Source organism: Arthrobacter sp. GmRoot5-12, from assembly GCF_059739365.1.
Window position 1 is genome coordinate 3,875,514 of the sequence record NZ_AP046056.1, and the last position, 13,782, is coordinate 3,889,295.

At 64.8% G+C, this 13,782-nt stretch carries 20 protein-coding genes; 6 read left to right on the forward strand and 14 right to left on the reverse strand.

Annotation, left to right across the window (positions count from 1 at the left end; all coding sequences use genetic code 11):
* Positions 1-5: 5 nt before the first annotated feature.
* Together AC6JAM_RS17990 and AC6JAM_RS17995 are read left to right on the forward strand one after the other, a co-directional pair.
* The gene (locus tag AC6JAM_RS17990) at positions 6-1,238 is read left to right on the forward strand and encodes an ABC transporter permease (RefSeq protein ID WP_497935396.1); all 1,233 of its coding nucleotides are present in this window, start codon (positions 6-8) and stop codon (positions 1,236-1,238) included.
* Between the two features lie 93 nt (positions 1,239-1,331).
* The gene (locus tag AC6JAM_RS17995; protein ID WP_497935398.1) at positions 1,332-2,069 is read left to right on the forward strand and encodes a PspA/IM30 family protein; all 738 of its coding nucleotides are present in this window, start codon (positions 1,332-1,334) and stop codon (positions 2,067-2,069) included.
* Positions 2,070-2,195: 126 nt separating this feature from the next.
* Here AC6JAM_RS17995 and AC6JAM_RS18000 read toward each other — a convergent pair whose 3' ends face one another.
* Positions 2,196-2,372: a hypothetical protein gene (locus AC6JAM_RS18000; protein ID WP_018769415.1), complete on the reverse strand. Its 177-nt coding sequence runs from the start codon at positions 2,370-2,372 to the stop codon at positions 2,196-2,198.
* 283 nt (positions 2,373-2,655) lie between these two features.
* Positions 2,656-2,829, reverse strand: a complete 174-nt coding sequence (locus AC6JAM_RS18005; protein WP_018769414.1) for a CsbD family protein — start codon at positions 2,827-2,829, stop codon at positions 2,656-2,658.
* Between the two features lie 262 nt (positions 2,830-3,091).
* Here AC6JAM_RS18005 and AC6JAM_RS18010 point away from each other — a divergent pair, with 262 nt between their 5' ends.
* Complete coding sequence (locus tag AC6JAM_RS18010; protein ID WP_018769413.1) at positions 3,092-3,307, forward strand: hypothetical protein; 216 nt, start codon at positions 3,092-3,094, stop codon at positions 3,305-3,307.
* 94 nt (positions 3,308-3,401) lie between these two features.
* Here the strand turns inward: AC6JAM_RS18010 and AC6JAM_RS18015 are convergent, their stop codons facing one another.
* The 4 genes from AC6JAM_RS18015 to AC6JAM_RS18030 form a co-directional block, all read right to left on the reverse strand.
* Positions 3,402-3,965 (reverse strand): hypothetical protein, encoded by a 564-nt coding sequence (locus tag AC6JAM_RS18015; RefSeq protein WP_497935402.1) that lies wholly within the window; start codon positions 3,963-3,965, stop codon positions 3,402-3,404.
* A 155-nt stretch (positions 3,966-4,120) separates the two neighbouring features.
* Positions 4,121-4,720 (reverse strand): TMEM175 family protein, encoded by a 600-nt coding sequence (locus AC6JAM_RS18020; RefSeq protein WP_497935404.1) that lies wholly within the window; start codon positions 4,718-4,720, stop codon positions 4,121-4,123.
* Between the two features lie 69 nt (positions 4,721-4,789).
* Positions 4,790-5,068 (reverse strand): YciI family protein, encoded by a 279-nt coding sequence (locus AC6JAM_RS18025; protein ID WP_134164675.1) that lies wholly within the window; start codon positions 5,066-5,068, stop codon positions 4,790-4,792.
* A 72-nt stretch (positions 5,069-5,140) separates the two neighbouring features.
* Positions 5,141-5,659 (reverse strand): DUF2087 domain-containing protein, encoded by a 519-nt coding sequence (locus AC6JAM_RS18030; protein ID WP_497935410.1) that lies wholly within the window; start codon positions 5,657-5,659, stop codon positions 5,141-5,143.
* A gap of 208 nt (positions 5,660-5,867) precedes the next feature.
* On the opposite strand from AC6JAM_RS18030, the gene AC6JAM_RS18035 reads away from it, so the two are divergent.
* Positions 5,868-6,020, forward strand: a complete 153-nt coding sequence (locus tag AC6JAM_RS18035) for a hypothetical protein (RefSeq protein WP_186447719.1) — start codon at positions 5,868-5,870, stop codon at positions 6,018-6,020.
* A 31-nt stretch (positions 6,021-6,051) separates the two neighbouring features.
* On the opposite strand, the gene AC6JAM_RS18040 is transcribed toward AC6JAM_RS18035, so the two are convergent.
* From AC6JAM_RS18040 to AC6JAM_RS18065, 6 genes are all read right to left on the reverse strand, one after another.
* Entirely contained in the window at positions 6,052-6,999 is a 948-nt protein-coding gene (locus tag AC6JAM_RS18040; protein ID WP_018769407.1) for an alpha/beta fold hydrolase, read from the reverse strand.
* Positions 7,000-7,027: 28 nt separating this feature from the next.
* The gene (locus AC6JAM_RS18045; RefSeq protein WP_224083982.1) at positions 7,028-8,113 is read right to left on the reverse strand and encodes an alpha/beta hydrolase; all 1,086 of its coding nucleotides are present in this window, start codon (positions 8,111-8,113) and stop codon (positions 7,028-7,030) included.
* 30 nt (positions 8,114-8,143) lie between these two features.
* The gene (locus tag AC6JAM_RS18050) at positions 8,144-9,013 is read right to left on the reverse strand and encodes an HNH endonuclease (protein ID WP_018769405.1); all 870 of its coding nucleotides are present in this window, start codon (positions 9,011-9,013) and stop codon (positions 8,144-8,146) included.
* Between the two features lie 53 nt (positions 9,014-9,066).
* Positions 9,067-9,258, reverse strand: coding sequence for a hypothetical protein (locus tag AC6JAM_RS18055; RefSeq protein WP_018769404.1), 192 nt, complete (start codon positions 9,256-9,258; stop codon positions 9,067-9,069).
* Complete coding sequence (locus tag AC6JAM_RS18060; protein WP_018769403.1) at positions 9,255-9,779, reverse strand: hypothetical protein; 525 nt, start codon at positions 9,777-9,779, stop codon at positions 9,255-9,257. The genes AC6JAM_RS18055 and AC6JAM_RS18060 overlap by 4 nt, the downstream gene beginning before the upstream one ends.
* Before the next feature lie 64 nt (positions 9,780-9,843).
* Entirely contained in the window at positions 9,844-10,791 is a 948-nt protein-coding gene (locus AC6JAM_RS18065) for a universal stress protein (protein ID WP_497935414.1), read from the reverse strand.
* A 26-nt stretch (positions 10,792-10,817) separates the two neighbouring features.
* Here AC6JAM_RS18065 and AC6JAM_RS18070 point away from each other — a divergent pair, with 26 nt between their 5' ends.
* Positions 10,818-12,275 (forward strand): DUF5129 domain-containing protein, encoded by a 1,458-nt coding sequence (locus AC6JAM_RS18070; RefSeq protein ID WP_497935416.1) that lies wholly within the window; start codon positions 10,818-10,820, stop codon positions 12,273-12,275.
* A gap of 33 nt (positions 12,276-12,308) precedes the next feature.
* Here AC6JAM_RS18070 and AC6JAM_RS18075 read toward each other — a convergent pair whose 3' ends face one another.
* Positions 12,309-12,581 (reverse strand): YegP family protein, encoded by a 273-nt coding sequence (locus tag AC6JAM_RS18075; protein WP_497935419.1) that lies wholly within the window; start codon positions 12,579-12,581, stop codon positions 12,309-12,311.
* 287 nt (positions 12,582-12,868) lie between these two features.
* On the opposite strand from AC6JAM_RS18075, the gene AC6JAM_RS18080 reads away from it, so the two are divergent.
* Entirely contained in the window at positions 12,869-13,255 is a 387-nt protein-coding gene (locus tag AC6JAM_RS18080) for a hypothetical protein (RefSeq protein ID WP_497935421.1), read from the forward strand.
* A gap of 40 nt (positions 13,256-13,295) precedes the next feature.
* Here the strand turns inward: AC6JAM_RS18080 and AC6JAM_RS18085 are convergent, their stop codons facing one another.
* Positions 13,296-13,766 carry a GyrI-like domain-containing protein gene (locus tag AC6JAM_RS18085; RefSeq protein ID WP_223991727.1) on the reverse strand — a complete coding sequence of 157 codons (471 nt, stop codon included), beginning with the start codon at positions 13,764-13,766 and terminating at the stop codon, positions 13,296-13,298.
* Positions 13,767-13,782 lie beyond the last annotated feature (16 nt).

A 13,782-nucleotide genomic window follows, 5' to 3' on the forward strand; every position in this document is an offset into this window, starting at 1 on the left:
GGGCATTGGGACAGCACAACCTTGGGACCGTGATCGCGTTCGAGTTCTTCCGGACCATCAAGAAACGGGGCTTCGTCATCGCAACCCTGGCGCTGCCGGTCATTCTCATCATTATCTTCGCCCTCGTGTACGCGTCCAACGCCAGCACAAAGGACAGCGCCGCCGCCCAGAAGAGTGCGACGTTCGCTTTCACGTACACGGACGCCTCCGGAATCATCATGGCGTCTGCCGCCAAGTTGGCCGGCGGAACAACTGCCAGCGACCCCGAAGCCGCGATCGCTGCCGTGAAGGACGGCGCCTCGGAGGCATACTTCGCCTACCCTGCCGATCCGGCCAAAGAGCCAGTGAAGGTGTACGGTGCGGACAAAGGCACGTTTGAGAACGACAAGTACGAGGCCGTGGCCAAGCAGCTGCTCGCGGTCTCGGCCCAGCACCAAGTCGGCTCACCCCAGCTGACGGCGGCCCTGACCGGGACGGTAAAATTTGACTCCGAAATATTCAAGGACGGCAAGGCCGCCGCGGGCGTCGGCGGGATCATTCCACCACTGCTGTTCCTGGTCATCTTCTATTTTTCGATGATCCTTCTTTCGAACCAGATGCTGAATTCCACCTTGGAGGAGAAGGAAAACCGCGTCACTGAAATGATCCTGACCACCCTGAATCCAACCACCCTGATCACCGGCAAGATCATCTCGCTGTTCGCCGTCGGCCTGGTCCAGATCCTGGTGTTCCTGGCCCCGGTCGGATTGGCCTACCTGTTTTTCCGGAACCGCCTTGCCCTGCCCGAGGTGGACCTGTCATCCCTGGTCTTCGAACCCGGCCCCATGATCACAGGGGCCCTTCTCACGCTGGGTGGATTCGCCGTCTTTACCGGGGTCCTGGTGGCTAAAGGGGCGATCATGCCGACCGCCAAGGAAGCCGGGACCGTCTTCGGCCCGCTTGTGGCCATGATGTTTATCCCCTTCTACACATTCAGCCTGATCATCTCCAACCCGGGCGCGCTGATCGTGCAGATCTTCACCTACTTCCCGCTGACCGCTCCGGTGACCGCCCTGCTCCGCAACGGGTTCGGCACCCTGAACCCAGTTGAATCCGCCATCGTCATCGTCGAACTCTTCGTCGTCGGCCTTATTATCCTGCGGTTGGCTGTCCACCTGTTCCGGTACGGGTCCATCGAATACGGCCGGAAACTCTCCATCGCCGGAACCTTCCGCCGCCACGACCTGGCCACCAAATAGGCGGGGCGGGTGGCGGTCATAGCCTAGGGAATCTGGTCCCCTGCGGTGCCGAACACATAGGATGCGAATTCCACTACTGATAGAAAGAATCCCGTGAAGCAGAGTATTTTCGCCCGCGTGGCCCAGTTGGCCAAGGCAAACCTCAATGCCCTCCTGGACTCCGCGGAGGATCCGCAGAAAATGCTGGACCAGATGGTCCGGGATTACTCGGAGAATATCCGCGAAGCCGAGGCCGCGATCGCCCAGACCATAGGCAACCTCCGGATGCTGGAGGAGGACCACAAACGTAACGTCGCCGACGCCAACGAATGGGGCCGCAAGGCTCTGGCCGCGTCCAGGAAGGGCGACGAGTTCCGGTCCGCCGGCAACCTCGCCGATGCGCAGAAGTTCGACAACCTCGCCAAGGTTGCCCTGCAGCGGCAGATGGCCTCCGAGAAGCTCGTGAAAGACGCCGTACCCGGGCTTGCGGCCCAGAACGAAGTGGTCGACAAGCTTAAGGGCGGGCTCGACCAGATGAAGGGCAAGCTGCACGAGCTGACGGCCAAGCGCAACGAGCTGGTAGCCAGATCCCGGACGGCGGCCGCGCAGTCCCAGGTCCACGATGCCCTCAAATCCTTGGACGCCGGTGATCCGACGTCGGCCATCGGGCGGTATGAGGAGCGGATCCGACGCCAAGAGGCCACCGTTCGCGGCCAGCAGGAACTCGCAGCCTCATCCCTCGATGCCCAGTTCGCCTCCCTGGAAGACCTCGGAGAGCAGACCGAAGTGGAAGCACGTCTGGCCGCCCTCAAGTCCATCGACCGGAAGGCCATTGACTCCCAGGCTCCTTGAAGCCCCGGGATCCCGCCGGTCCACCGTCGGGGCATGGCTGACTGCTGGGCCGCGGCCGCCAGGTAATACCGGGCGGTCGCGTCAGGCCGGCGACAGGTCGCCGTCGGCAGCAATGTGCCATGCCGTTTACGTTATGGCCCCACTGCCAGCGGAGCCTTGCGTCTCCACGCTCTGGGCTGCCTGCCCGACGTCAGCCGGCAGCCGGCGTCGGGCTTTGGCCAAGGCAACGAGCAGGGTCAGGACGGTGCCCAACCAGGCAAGCCCGGCGAGAAAAACCAGCCCTATTGCCGCTAAGGGGTGCATGGCCAAAGTTTAGGACGGCGCAACTGGGAGTTGCGGAAGCAACTCCGCACCGAAGAGCCGAAAGATTGTACAAGCCACCCATGGGTCGGAGCTGGGGCGGCCTGGTTCGGGGCGGTGCGCGGCTGGCCAAGTGGAGCCGGCGGGCCGTGAAGAACAAGGCAAGCCAGGCGGCACCAAACACGTAGGGGGCGAGCACGCAGGTCAATCAGGGGTGGCTGGAGTGCACCCCGACACGACGAAGGGCGCGCCCCGTTCGCTGAGCGCGCCCTTCCCGTAAAAGGTGTCAGTGCTTGAATGCGTCCTTGACCTTTTCGCCGGCCTGCTTCACATCGCCCTTGGCCTGGTCCGCCTGGCCTTCCGCCTTCAGGCTGTCATCGCCCGTGGCGTTACCGGCAGCTTCCTTGCCTTTTCCGCCCGCTTTCTCGGCAGCGTTTTCAATCTTGTCGCCTAGTCCCATGGTGTCTCCTCCTCTGGTTGGCAGCCGTTCGCATTCGGCTTCGCTCATAATAAGCATGCTTACCAATAGGTTGGCAAGTGATGGGTATCCACAGCAGCACCGGCCGGGCAACAAGGAGGCGTTCCGGAAGCCCCGCCTGAGGTGGGGACTTTGGTCCCTGTGTTCCCGGTGAAGGGCGGGGTTTACTGGTGCGTTGGGACAGGCGAAGCCTGTCTGCAGAGCGATGTGGCTCTGCAGGACCGAGCACGGAGATGCCCCGCTAATGAACCTCAAAGACCGTTGGGACCGCCTTGACCCTGCCACGCAGAAGTGGCTGATCGACAACCCGGGGTGCCAGATGCTGCCCAGGACCATCACGGCGGTGATCTCGAAGGAAACCGGGGAGGACCTGGCCACAGGGCAGCACGGGCAGGCGCTCGTCTCCGGTGAGGATCACGACTTCATCCGCTCGAAGATAAAAGGCGCCTCCATGGCCTGACAAGGCTCTTAGCTCTCACCGGGCAGTGCTCCAGCCGAACGGATCGGCGCCCGGGGGAGGCCGGGGATGCTGACGGCGGGCAGGGGTGACAGCCTCAGCCGGTCACCCGTACTCCGGCAACAGCTCCCGTCCAGGGTGCGTCTCCCGCCGCGGGCAGGGACAGGTGTGCGGAAACGTAGCCCTGTTGAAGCGTGATGACTTGGGACGTGGACCCTGGGCAATCCACTGTGAGCTCGACGGGCCAGAGTATGACCTTGGGATTCTCCTGCCGGATGAAGACTTTGGCGTTGGCAGCACCGACGCACGCAGCAGTGACCGTGTACGTGCCCGCCGCGGGGACTTCTTCCGTCGTGCCAAAGCCCCTGCCGGGGCCGTCCAGCGGACCCTTTTGAAAAAGGAGAACCGGGCCCTGCACGACCAGGAGAAAGCTGTCCAGGTCCTGGTAGTTTCTGGCCTCCCGCTCAAGGATCAGGGGGTCAGTGGGGCGGGTAGCGGATGCCGTCATCCGGGAGGGTTCAGGTGCGGCCGTGCGGTCAGCTTCGGCTGCCGGGGCGTGTGCCGGATCGGGGTAGTCATAGGAGCACCCTGCCGTGCCGGCTGCCGTTACCAGCACACACAGGGGAAAGGCGAGCCGGCGCCGGAGGCCTTTCGTTTCCACGGTTCCATGGTGGCCACGCCCGCGGTTCAAATCAACCACGACCCTGCGGAATTCGCCTACCCGGCCCGGCCGTCTTCTCGGCAAGGCGCACCACGGAGGTATGACGGCTCCAATGGTGGAGGCGGCCATCGAATCTGGCGCCAATCTCCATCGGGCTAATCGTGGGCCCCATTCTGATGTGACCGGGTTACAAAGTGTTCGACCCTGCGGTCCGGCACCAGCCAGATAAGGGCCACGATGGTGTAAACGGCGAGCCCGAGCAGGGGCTGGACAGGGGTTAGCGCAATGCCAAGGAGATAGATCAGCGGCGACGCTTTGCCCTTCCAGTCCCGGCCGACAGCACTGGCGAGGGCCCCGTCCTTGCCCTGAGCAGCAATCAGGCGGCGCTCCAGGATGAAGTATGCGATTGCTGCGCACAGCAGGTTGATCCCGTACAGCAGCACAGGGACCTGCGCGAAGCCGGACTCATCCATCCATCGGGTTGTAAAAGGAAACAGCGACAGCCAGAACAACAGATGGAGGTTCGCCCACAGGATGGCCCCATTAACGCGGCTCGCCAAATGGACCATGTGGTGGTGGTTGTTCCAGTAGATTCCGACATACACGAAGCTCAACAGGTAGCTGAAGAGGGTGGGCAGGACGCTGGCCACACCTTCCCACGTTGGTTCCTCCGGGGTATGGAGTTCCAGCACCATGATGGTGATGATGATCGCCAGGACACCGTCGCTGAACGCTTCCAGCCGGTTCTTGTTCATTGGGCATGCTTCCTTCGGGTGACTCTGCGACTTCTTATGTGGCTGCGTGCGACACGCCATGGAGCGCCACTACCCGAGGTGTACAGCGTTCCACTCCAAGAGCCGCCATTCGGCCAGTCCCTCGGTAATAAAAGGGTCTGCAGCGACGAAACGCTCGGCCTCCCGTCGGGAAGTGAAAATGCCCATGGAACTAAGCTCCGGGTCAGCCGTTTGGAATGGACCCAGGGCCACGAGCCCCCCGCCTTCCGCGTGGAACGCCTCGTAGTAGGCCTTGTGGCGCGGGTACGTCTCCATGACACGCGAGCGGTCGATGCCTTCACGGACGGTGTAGATGACGACGCATTCCATGCGGCCGAACTTACCACCTCCTGCACCTACGGCACGGCAGGAATCCGGTGAGGAGCACCCCACTAGGCGGAACTAGACGTGGCGGGTGTAGGAGGAGCCCGAGGGGGTTCGCTGCAGCAGTCCGAAGTCAACCATGTACCTTCGCAGCAGCACCACGTCGTCCGTGTAACTGAGAAGCCGTTCGTTGACCTGCCTCTCAGTGAGTTGTTCTCCGGGCGCCATGACCTCGTCCGCGATCCGGGCAAGGAGTTCCCGCCGTTGCGCCAAGTTTGACGGGTACCTTTCGATGCGTCCAAGCCGCATGAACCGATCTGTCCCGATTTGTGGTTGACGCTTGGGCTGTTGGGCGAGAAGGTCGCGAAAAATCGTCTGGGCCGCCACCAGCCGCCCGGGCGCGTGCTGTTCCACGAGTCCGGACTCAAGCAGACTATCGATGGCCCGGTTTCGCCGCTGTTCCTTCACGTTGGGCAGTACGTCTGGCGCCGCAGCTCCAAGCACGATTTGGGCGTACGCCGTCCTGGCATCGTTGTTGCCAAGCGTCGCCAGCACCCGCCGCCAGTGCGGGCCGCTAGTTCCCCTGCCTCCGCCCACGTCCACGCTCCCCTCAACCGCTGGCCCACGCCGCTGCGTGCTGGGAGATAGTAGCGCCGATGCCCTGGTTCCAGGAAGCCCAGGCGCCGGGGACAAGCAGCTGGGGCGCAACGCCTGAAGAGGTCTCGCGTCCGCTGCCCGGCGATAACCTCGTGCCGAAACCAGCCTTCAACGCCACTAGGGAATCTCACACCGACTCCGGCAGGACGTGGACGTCATTTACGATCCCACGCTGAAGGTGGGCGTATCCGCGCGCCCCTTCGCCAGCTGGTCCGCGTTCCGACGCCGGCTCGAGATGTCCCTTGTCACGTTCCGCGTCGAGTTCAAGGACCAGCCTTCGTTGCGCCACCGGCGGGAATGAGCCCAGTGGCGGCGCAAGCACGGGCCGTCGGTTACCGCTTCCCGGCCTTGGCATAAAGAGCCAGGAGGTCGCGGCTGAATTCGTGGGGCGACGTTTCGCTGGGGCTGTGGCCACCCCTGTAGACGCCGATCCGGGCCCGGATTGACTGGGCGAAGAGGCGGTGAAGCTGGAGCGGCCACAGGTCGTGTTCGCCCACGGCCACAAACTTGGGAAGGGGCGCCTCCGCCAGTTTTTGCCGAAGATCCGGAACGTTCTGCATGAGCGTATAGATGTCCCGGACCGAGGCGCGGCGGGTGAAGCGGAACCGGTAGTTGACGAACCGCCGCCTGCCCTCCGGTACGTGCACCACCTTGCCGCTCCGGATGCCCCAGATCAGCAAGGCAGCACCCACCCGGCCGTTCACCCACGTGCTGAACCGGCCGATGCGGCTCACGCCCCTGAAACTCTGGCCTGGCTCCGGCGGACAGCTAAGCAACGTGAGGGACCTGAAGAGCTCCGGCCGCTCGCCATAGGCGAGTTGGGCAATGATTCCCGCGAAGGAATAACCCACAACATGGACTGGGGTGGCAGTGGTCTCCAGAACTGCAAGGAAGTCGTCCACGAAAAGCCGGTAGTCATAATGCTTGCGTGGCGGCACCAGGTTCTCGGGGCCCGCTGCCGCTGACTGGTACTGTCCCGCCAGATCGTAGCTCAGTGCGAAGTAACCGGCATTGGCCAGGTCGGGCATCATGAGGGAGAAGTCCTCTTTGGAACCGGTTGCTCCGGGCACCAGCACAACGCTGGGATTGCCAGGATTGCCCAGCGTCATGGCGGCGAGCCTGCCACTGGGGACATCAATGGATCGGTGGACAGCGCCCGGCGGTGGAGTGAACCAGTCAACGTCCCCCAGCTCCGCATCGAGCAAGGCGGCCGCGTCCACCAGGGCGGAGCCAAACTCCTCGGGGTCGATCCCGTACCCGTTCCGGTCCAGCTCTGCCATGGTCCCAACATAGTCCAGTGCCTTGAATTTATTCAGGGGCAGGACCGGTGGACCGTTCAGCCACACCGCGGACGAACGCGTGAAGGCGCCGGTAGACTTCCTGGGATTCGGGGTAGCGGTAATCCTGTTGCCAGGTGTGTTCGGTGTTGAGGCTGTCCCAAGGGTAGATCAGGGCATCCACTGGAACGTCGTGTTGTTGCAGGCGCTCGATGAAATTCAGGTTTGCCCGGTAGAAGTAGTCACGCTCGGACGTGGTGAGGAACACGGGCGGATGGGTCCCGTCCAGCCACTCGATCGGGGACAGGAAACCCGCGGCGCTCCTCAGCCGCGCCACGGTCCGTGGTGGAGAGGGCCGCTTACGGCCATTGCGTGCTCCCGGACCTGCCGTTGCCCGGGATGCAGGCGGCAACAGCATACGGACGAAGTTCAGGCTGAGGACAAATCCGCTGTCGAAGAAGACCGAGAAATCCACTGCGCTGCAGTGTTGGACGAGCCCTTTCAGGTGTCCCGCGGGAACTGCCGGCCGCAGGGCATAATGCGCCGCCAGTTCGGAACGCAGGCTGGCTGCGGTCAGCAGGGCAGCGATCTGTCCGCCGGCCGAGTCCCCGCCCAGGATCAGCCTCTTGGGATTCCCGCCGTACCCCTCGATGTTGGCGGCAACCCACGCCAGGGCGGCATTGGCATCCTCGAGCACATGTCCCATGGCGAACCGGGGCGCGTGCCGGTAGTTGACGTTGACCACCACCATCCCGCCCACTGCCTGGTTGGCGCAGTACTTGGTCAGGGCTGCCTTGTCACCGGATGTCCACCCGCCACCATGGAAGTAAACGTAGACGGGAAGCAGCTCCGCCGCCACAGCCTCTGTACCAGGAGAGTCAGCTGCCGGCTGCAGCGGTGTCAAAACGTCGAGGCGGTGGGCGCGGAGGGCATCACCCACGTAGTCAATGTCGTGCACATATGCCACAGCCGTGATTGGGTCGGTGTTGAACCGCGCCTGCTCCCGGGCACTGACGGCGCGCATCAGGACGCGCCATGTCCATACGGGTACGCGGCGCAACAGGGGCCGGGCGCTCCTGACCGACTGAAACACCCCGGAACGTGCAGCCAATGTCATCCCTGCAATTTTATCCCCGAATGCTGGCCCCTACGTCTTGCCGCCCCCGAGGATCCGCCGTGCGTCCTCCTGGGCCTGAAGGGCCAGGTCAGTGACCACTTCACCCCGCACATGCCCGGCGGCCGACATGATGCTCCGGAGTTCGGAAACCGTCCGCGCCGGGTTTGCCCCGTGCGCCACGGCGTGGCAGTTATGGCAAAGCGGAATGAGGTCGGCGATGGGGTCAAGCTGGTATCCGCTGCCAATCATGGCCGGCGGCACCACGTGGTGCACGGCTGTCGCTCCTGTACCGGCCTCACCGTAAGCGGACTCAAAGGAGAAGCCGCAGGCGGCGCACGACGTGCCGTGGAAGGCCAGGCAGGCCCGGCGGGCGTCGGGGTCCCGCTCAAAGCGGTTCACCTGGATATGGCTGACGCCGCCCGGCGGAAAGGTTCCGGCAACCACCTCGGTGGGATCCGGCGTCGTGGGCCCGTATTCCCTCCACAAGCGTTGCAGAACAGGCCAGGACGACGGCGGCAAGGTCACCAGGGAGGGGCCGTTCGCCTTGGCCCAGAGGTCACCGGGAAAGGCCTCCCGCAGGGTCCCGGGGCGTATTTGCTCGCCCAGCGGGAGCAGTGCGTCGAAAGCGACTGCGATGAACCAGTCGTTGGCATCGGAATCATCGCCTGCGGCGGCCTGGTAGGGCTCCGATGCCACCGACCCGTGACCGATGAGGCCGCTGCCTGCATCATTGCCGCCTTGCACCAGGAGCCACGCTTCGGTCCCCGGGAGGATGTCAGGGCAAAAGCCGACGCGCCAGCGGTCCAGGAACCTGCCGGACTGCGCCACCTGCGCGACGACGGCTCCGTAGTCCCAGCGGTGCAGCCCGTTCGTGTCGCAGCCAAGAATTACTGCCGCCACTGCCCACCAAACCCAGCCATTCGCCGTCGATCCCCAAGCCCCTGCAGCGGGATTTAGATCGGTTCCTTGGCCAGCGCCTTGGTCTTGGCGGGCGTTTCCCGCCCCAGCCGTTCATCAAGCGTGACGCGCAGCCTGGCCGCGGCAACCTGGACCCGGTGCTCGGCAGGCGTGGGTTTTTTGCCCGCGGGCTTGGTACCGGTTCGGGGAGTGTGGACAAGGCGGTGTTCAGGCGATGCTGCGCTCATGGTCCAGCCTCCTTGGCACTGTCTTCATCCGTCATTCCATTCTCGCCTAAGTTGTCCGGGCCGTCCACGACGGCACTCTCCTGCCCTGGGCCGGCGTCGGCATCGTCCCCGTTCTCGTCCCCGGACACACTCTTCCAGGCGATGTCGAACAACTCGAGTTCCTCGGTGCGGGCCAGTTCGCTCCTGGCAAGGACTTCCAGCGTCGCCAGGCCCAGCGCCTTTGTCCCTGCATCCGGGTCCAACGCCCGGTCGAGCGCCCACTGGGTGCGGCGCCACCATTCCGCCCGGCTGTCCGCTTCGGTCTTTTGCCGCAGGGCGTCGGCGTCCGCTTCGCGCTTTTGGTCCAGCGCGGTCTTGTCCGCGGCAGTGCGTTGCTTGAGCGTGCGCCAGTTGATGTAGAAGGCCAGCAGGGCTGCGATAAGAACGGCCAGGGGTCCAAGCCCGGCAAGGATGACCCACCAGTCCGCCGGGCCCGAATGGACGACGACGTCCAGCGGGCCGGGGGAGGGAACAGGGGTCACCGAACCAGCTTAGGAGGAGGTACGGCCTGTGGCCCGGCCGACACTCCTGCCGCGGCCTTCTCCATCATGCGCCGCGCCGGGAAATGAGGACCGGCCCGTGCGCGTGGTGCAGTACTGCGTGGGCGGTTGATCCGATGGTCTCCCGGAGGATGCCGCGGCCCTGGGAACCCAGCACCACTATCCGGGCTTCCGAGGCGGCTTGCAGGATGGCGTGCGGGACCGAACTGTCCGTGAGTATCCTGCCGTCAACGGAGATATTGGGCGCCAGGGTTCGTGCACGGTCCACGGCGGATTCGAGAACTTCCCGGGCGCCAGCCGCTGCTTCCTTCCCGTCCAGCCGCGTGTAGCCGGCGGGCTCGTGATGGACGTGGACCACCGTAAGGCGTGCGTGCCACCCGGAAGCAACGGCGCACGCGTCTTCCAGTGCCGAGGGGGAACCTGATGCATCGACGGCGGCGACGACGGGTCCGCCAGGATGGGTGTCCTCCCGGATCACGGCCACCGGGCAGGTGGCGGTGGCCGCCAGTTCCAGGCTAACGGATCCCACCAGGAGGCCAAGGAAGCCGCCCAGGCCACGGCTGCCGACTACGAGCATCCTCTTGCCGCCGGAAATTTCGGCCAAGAGCTGTGCGGGTAGTCCGTGGAGCAGGGTGCCGCGGATCTGAAGCCCTGGAACTTCCGCTGCAGCATGCGAGACCCCTTCTTCCAGGACGGCCTGGGCGGACTGCTCAAGGCCGCTGCCTGACACACCTGGAACCGGACCGAGGTGCCTGGTCAGCAGCTGCCACAGGGAACAATGCACCACATGAAGCGCGCAGTTGGTGGCACGGGCGTGGCGCGCCGCCCACCGGACGGCTGCCGCGGCTCCATCCGAACCGTCATAGCCGGCGACAATCGAACCCGCATCCTGCATCACCTGGCTGCGCTCCTCATCAGACCGATCCTCGCCGGCGGGACCTTCGGCCCTTTGGCGGCCCTGCCCCTTGGTTTCATCCTGATTCCAGGAATCCATCCTGATTCTAGGAAGCGGGGAGGCATATGGGCACCCTGGTGCGCCGTATTGGGGTGATCATGCTTGTCCTGGCCGCCTCCCTGCTGGGGGTTGCGGCCCCAAGTGATGCCGTGTCCCCGTCAGTCGTCATCGTGGAGGACACAGCGGGGGTGCTTGACCGGAATACGCTGGTCCCCGCCGTCGAACGGATCCAGTTTTACCAGCCCACCCGTGTTGCTGTCTTTACCTACAACGGAAAGGCTGAGGACAACCTCAATGAAGAGGTCCTGAGGTTCGCACGCTCCAGGCACCCTGAGTGGATCAGCGCCGACGGACAGAAGTGGGCCGATGGACTGTTCATTTTCGCGCTCGACCCGGTGGGCCGCCACGTGGGCACCTATATGGGGGAGGACCGGAAAGTGTCGCTCGAGCAGCGCAGCGACATCCAGGAGGCCTCAAAGGACCTGTTCCGGGACGCGCAGTGGACCGACGGTACTGTGGCCGGCATTCGCCGTGCCGCCGAACTCATCAACCAGCCCTGGTACCGGTCCGCCGCATTCCTGATCACCGCCTGGGTCACCGGGGGACTTGCGGCCCTTGGGGCAGCGGCGTGGTTGATTGTGCGCGCGGCGACCAGGGCTGCCTGCCGCAAACAAATCGAACGGGGGGACCGGAGCTACTCCAACGTCAGCATGGACCTGGACGTCACGGAACTGAACGCCGGGACCATCCCCGAATCATCCCGCTACGGCAGCAGGGTCCTGGAGAAACACCGCACCTTCCTGACCCGCTATGCCGCCGCCACGGAACTCTCCAACCAGGTGCACGCCCTGGCCAAACGGTCCCTCAGCAGGCGGAAAAACCTCAAGCTTGCCCGCCAGTTCGCGGACAGCGCCGCCGAGCTGGATGCCCTGGATGATGTCATCGCCGACAGCAACGCCCTGTTGAACCGTGCCGACACATGGCCTACCGCCTGGGACCGGCAGCTTGCCCCGTTCCGCAAGGACCTGGCCGGCCTTGAGCAACTCCTGGCCAGGCGCCACGGGCAGGGGGACTCGGCCACCGCCTCGGCGCTTCGTTCCTTCCGCGACGAAAGCCTGCGGAACATTGAACGCTGGACCTCGGAACTGGCAGATGGACGGATCACGCCGGAAGAGGCGCTGGACCGGCTCTACGAGGCGCGGTCGCGGCTCTCGGAGCTGCTGGAGAACCATGCGGAAACAGTCATTCAGGGATTCGCCAGGAATGAGCGCGAGGCACGGCTGATGCGCGAGCAGATGCAGACGGCCCACGAGGGCCTGGACCACCGCAAGCGGCGGAGCTATGAGCCGAGCATCCTGGGCACGGTGTACCCGTCGTACCAGTTTTTCTCCGTGGCTACCTTCAACTCCGGCTTCAATACGGGCGTCAGCAGCGTCAATTCCGCCAGGGGCGGCGGCAGCACCACAGGGTACGGCAGCAGCGGCGGAAGCTTCTCCGGTTCGGGCAGTTCCTCGAGCTTCTGATGACCGGGGCTTTGGCCGCCGCCGTCTTCCACCCTAGGCGGCGCCCAGGGAGCCAAGCCTGTGCGGCCCGCGCCGGAGCGCGTTCCGCGCGTGCGGGATGGTGCTGCGGGCAACGTTCGGCGGCGGTGAAGGTATGTCCCGGATCAGGCCGGTTCCCGCACATTCCCGTACCTCTTCGATGGCCGCGGCCGCCGCCCGTTTGTCCGCGAATTGTCCGGATACCGCCAGTACGTGTCCATCAGGCATTACAAGCCGGAACCGGATCTGTGAATCTTCATCGACAAACAGTTCGAACGTACCTGCCATAAGCCTTGCTCTCCTCTAGCGTCCCGCCTCCGTTGATGAGGCTGCATGCCGGCCGACACCGGGCGCGGCAAACCCGGATGCACAACCCCAGCGTGGTGCTTCCGGCCCAGACCACCATCTCAGAGGACCGCGGCGTGCTATTAGGGACCAAAGACCCTGATCGCCGGCTCCGGGGATGCTACCGATGGCAGGATGCCCCGAAGTTCAGTGCCGAAGGGCCCTGTCCCATTAAGCCGGGCCGCGGAAGACTGGCGAGTTCACGATGGTTGCGGTTCCCGGAGGACGACATGACGACAGATGCACCTCGACCTGGCCGCCCAGGCAAACCAGCTCCCGGATCCGCAGGTCCCGGTCCCGAGGAGCGGCTCCGGATAGAGCTGGAGGACGCCGCATCGCGCAAGTGGTGGGCGCGGATCCTGTACACGCTGGGCTCACAGTACGGGCGGACGCAACTGCAGTTTGTGGCCAGGACCGGGGACGGACGCCGGCTCTATGCCAGCGATACGTTTCCCGGTCCGCCGCTGAACCCGACACCTCCCGAAGAGGCGTGGGCTCCCGGCATGCAGGCCAGCCTCAGCCAGCTCCGCCGGGAGCTGGCCCGCGACGGGTGGTCCGAAACCAGCCACGGCGTGCAGCCCTGGGACCTCACCTTCAGTCGCGGCCCCGGAAGATAATGCAGGACCAGGCCCCGGGGCGGCCGAAACCCTGGCCGACTCAGTCCACCGGCCAGATGACCCTGGTCTGCCACGTGGCCGGATCCGGCTGCTGCTCCGGATCGGTCAGGTAGTACTCCCACATGGTGTCGGCAGGGGCAGCGCCCTCGGCTTCCATCCGTTCGCGGATGGCATCGTACGTGCTGCCGAGGGTGTCGTAAGGGCCCGTGTGGATGGCCTCGAACGCGTCAGTATCGGGAAGCGCGCCGCGGGCCACCTCGCCTGTTCCCTGGAAGTTCCCGGCGACGGGGAACCCGGCTTCGACGTCCACCGTGGCGCCGGGAATGCCGTGGTAAAGCGCGAACGGCGGTCCTGCCGGGCTGACGCCCTGCGTTTGCACCGCGGCCATCACCGCACCGAAGGCCCGGCTGAAGAAGCTCGTCAGAGCGTCCATGGGAACCCGTTCACGGACCACGGCGACGGGTTGTTCGGTGACATGGATCTTTCGCGGCTGCTGGCCATTTTCAGTCATGCCCCCAGCCTTGCCA

Excerpts from the sequence above, each read along its gene's own strand:
- AC6JAM_RS18045 (WP_224083982.1), bottom strand. The coding sequence starts at position 8,113 with ATGACATTGGCTGCACGTTCCGGGGTGTTTCAGTCGGTCAGGAGCGCC.
- AC6JAM_RS18020 (WP_497935404.1), bottom strand. The coding sequence starts at position 4,720 with ATGAACAAGAACCGGCTGGAAGCGTTCAGCGACGGTGTCCTGGCGATC.
- AC6JAM_RS18085 (WP_223991727.1), bottom strand. The coding sequence starts at position 13,766 with ATGACTGAAAATGGCCAGCAGCCGCGAAAGATCCATGTCACCGAACAA.
- AC6JAM_RS18000 (WP_018769415.1), bottom strand. The coding sequence starts at position 2,372 with ATGCACCCCTTAGCGGCAATAGGGCTGGTTTTTCTCGCCGGGCTTGCC.
- AC6JAM_RS18065 (WP_497935414.1), bottom strand. The coding sequence starts at position 10,791 with ATGGATTCCTGGAATCAGGATGAAACCAAGGGGCAGGGCCGCCAAAGG.
- AC6JAM_RS18025 (WP_134164675.1), bottom strand. The coding sequence starts at position 5,068 with ATGGAATGCGTCGTCATCTACACCGTCCGTGAAGGCATCGACCGCTCG.
- AC6JAM_RS18005 (WP_018769414.1), bottom strand. The coding sequence starts at position 2,829 with ATGGGACTAGGCGACAAGATTGAAAACGCTGCCGAGAAAGCGGGCGGA.
- AC6JAM_RS18040 (WP_018769407.1), bottom strand. The coding sequence starts at position 6,999 with ATGGCAGAGCTGGACCGGAACGGGTACGGGATCGACCCCGAGGAGTTT.
- AC6JAM_RS18070 (WP_497935416.1), top strand. The coding sequence starts at position 10,818 with ATGGGCACCCTGGTGCGCCGTATTGGGGTGATCATGCTTGTCCTGGCC.
- AC6JAM_RS18010 (WP_018769413.1), top strand. The coding sequence starts at position 3,092 with ATGAACCTCAAAGACCGTTGGGACCGCCTTGACCCTGCCACGCAGAAG.
- AC6JAM_RS18075 (WP_497935419.1), bottom strand. The coding sequence starts at position 12,581 with ATGGCAGGTACGTTCGAACTGTTTGTCGATGAAGATTCACAGATCCGG.
- AC6JAM_RS18055 (WP_018769404.1), bottom strand. The coding sequence starts at position 9,258 with ATGAGCGCAGCATCGCCTGAACACCGCCTTGTCCACACTCCCCGAACC.
- AC6JAM_RS18080 (WP_497935421.1), top strand. The coding sequence starts at position 12,869 with ATGACGACAGATGCACCTCGACCTGGCCGCCCAGGCAAACCAGCTCCC.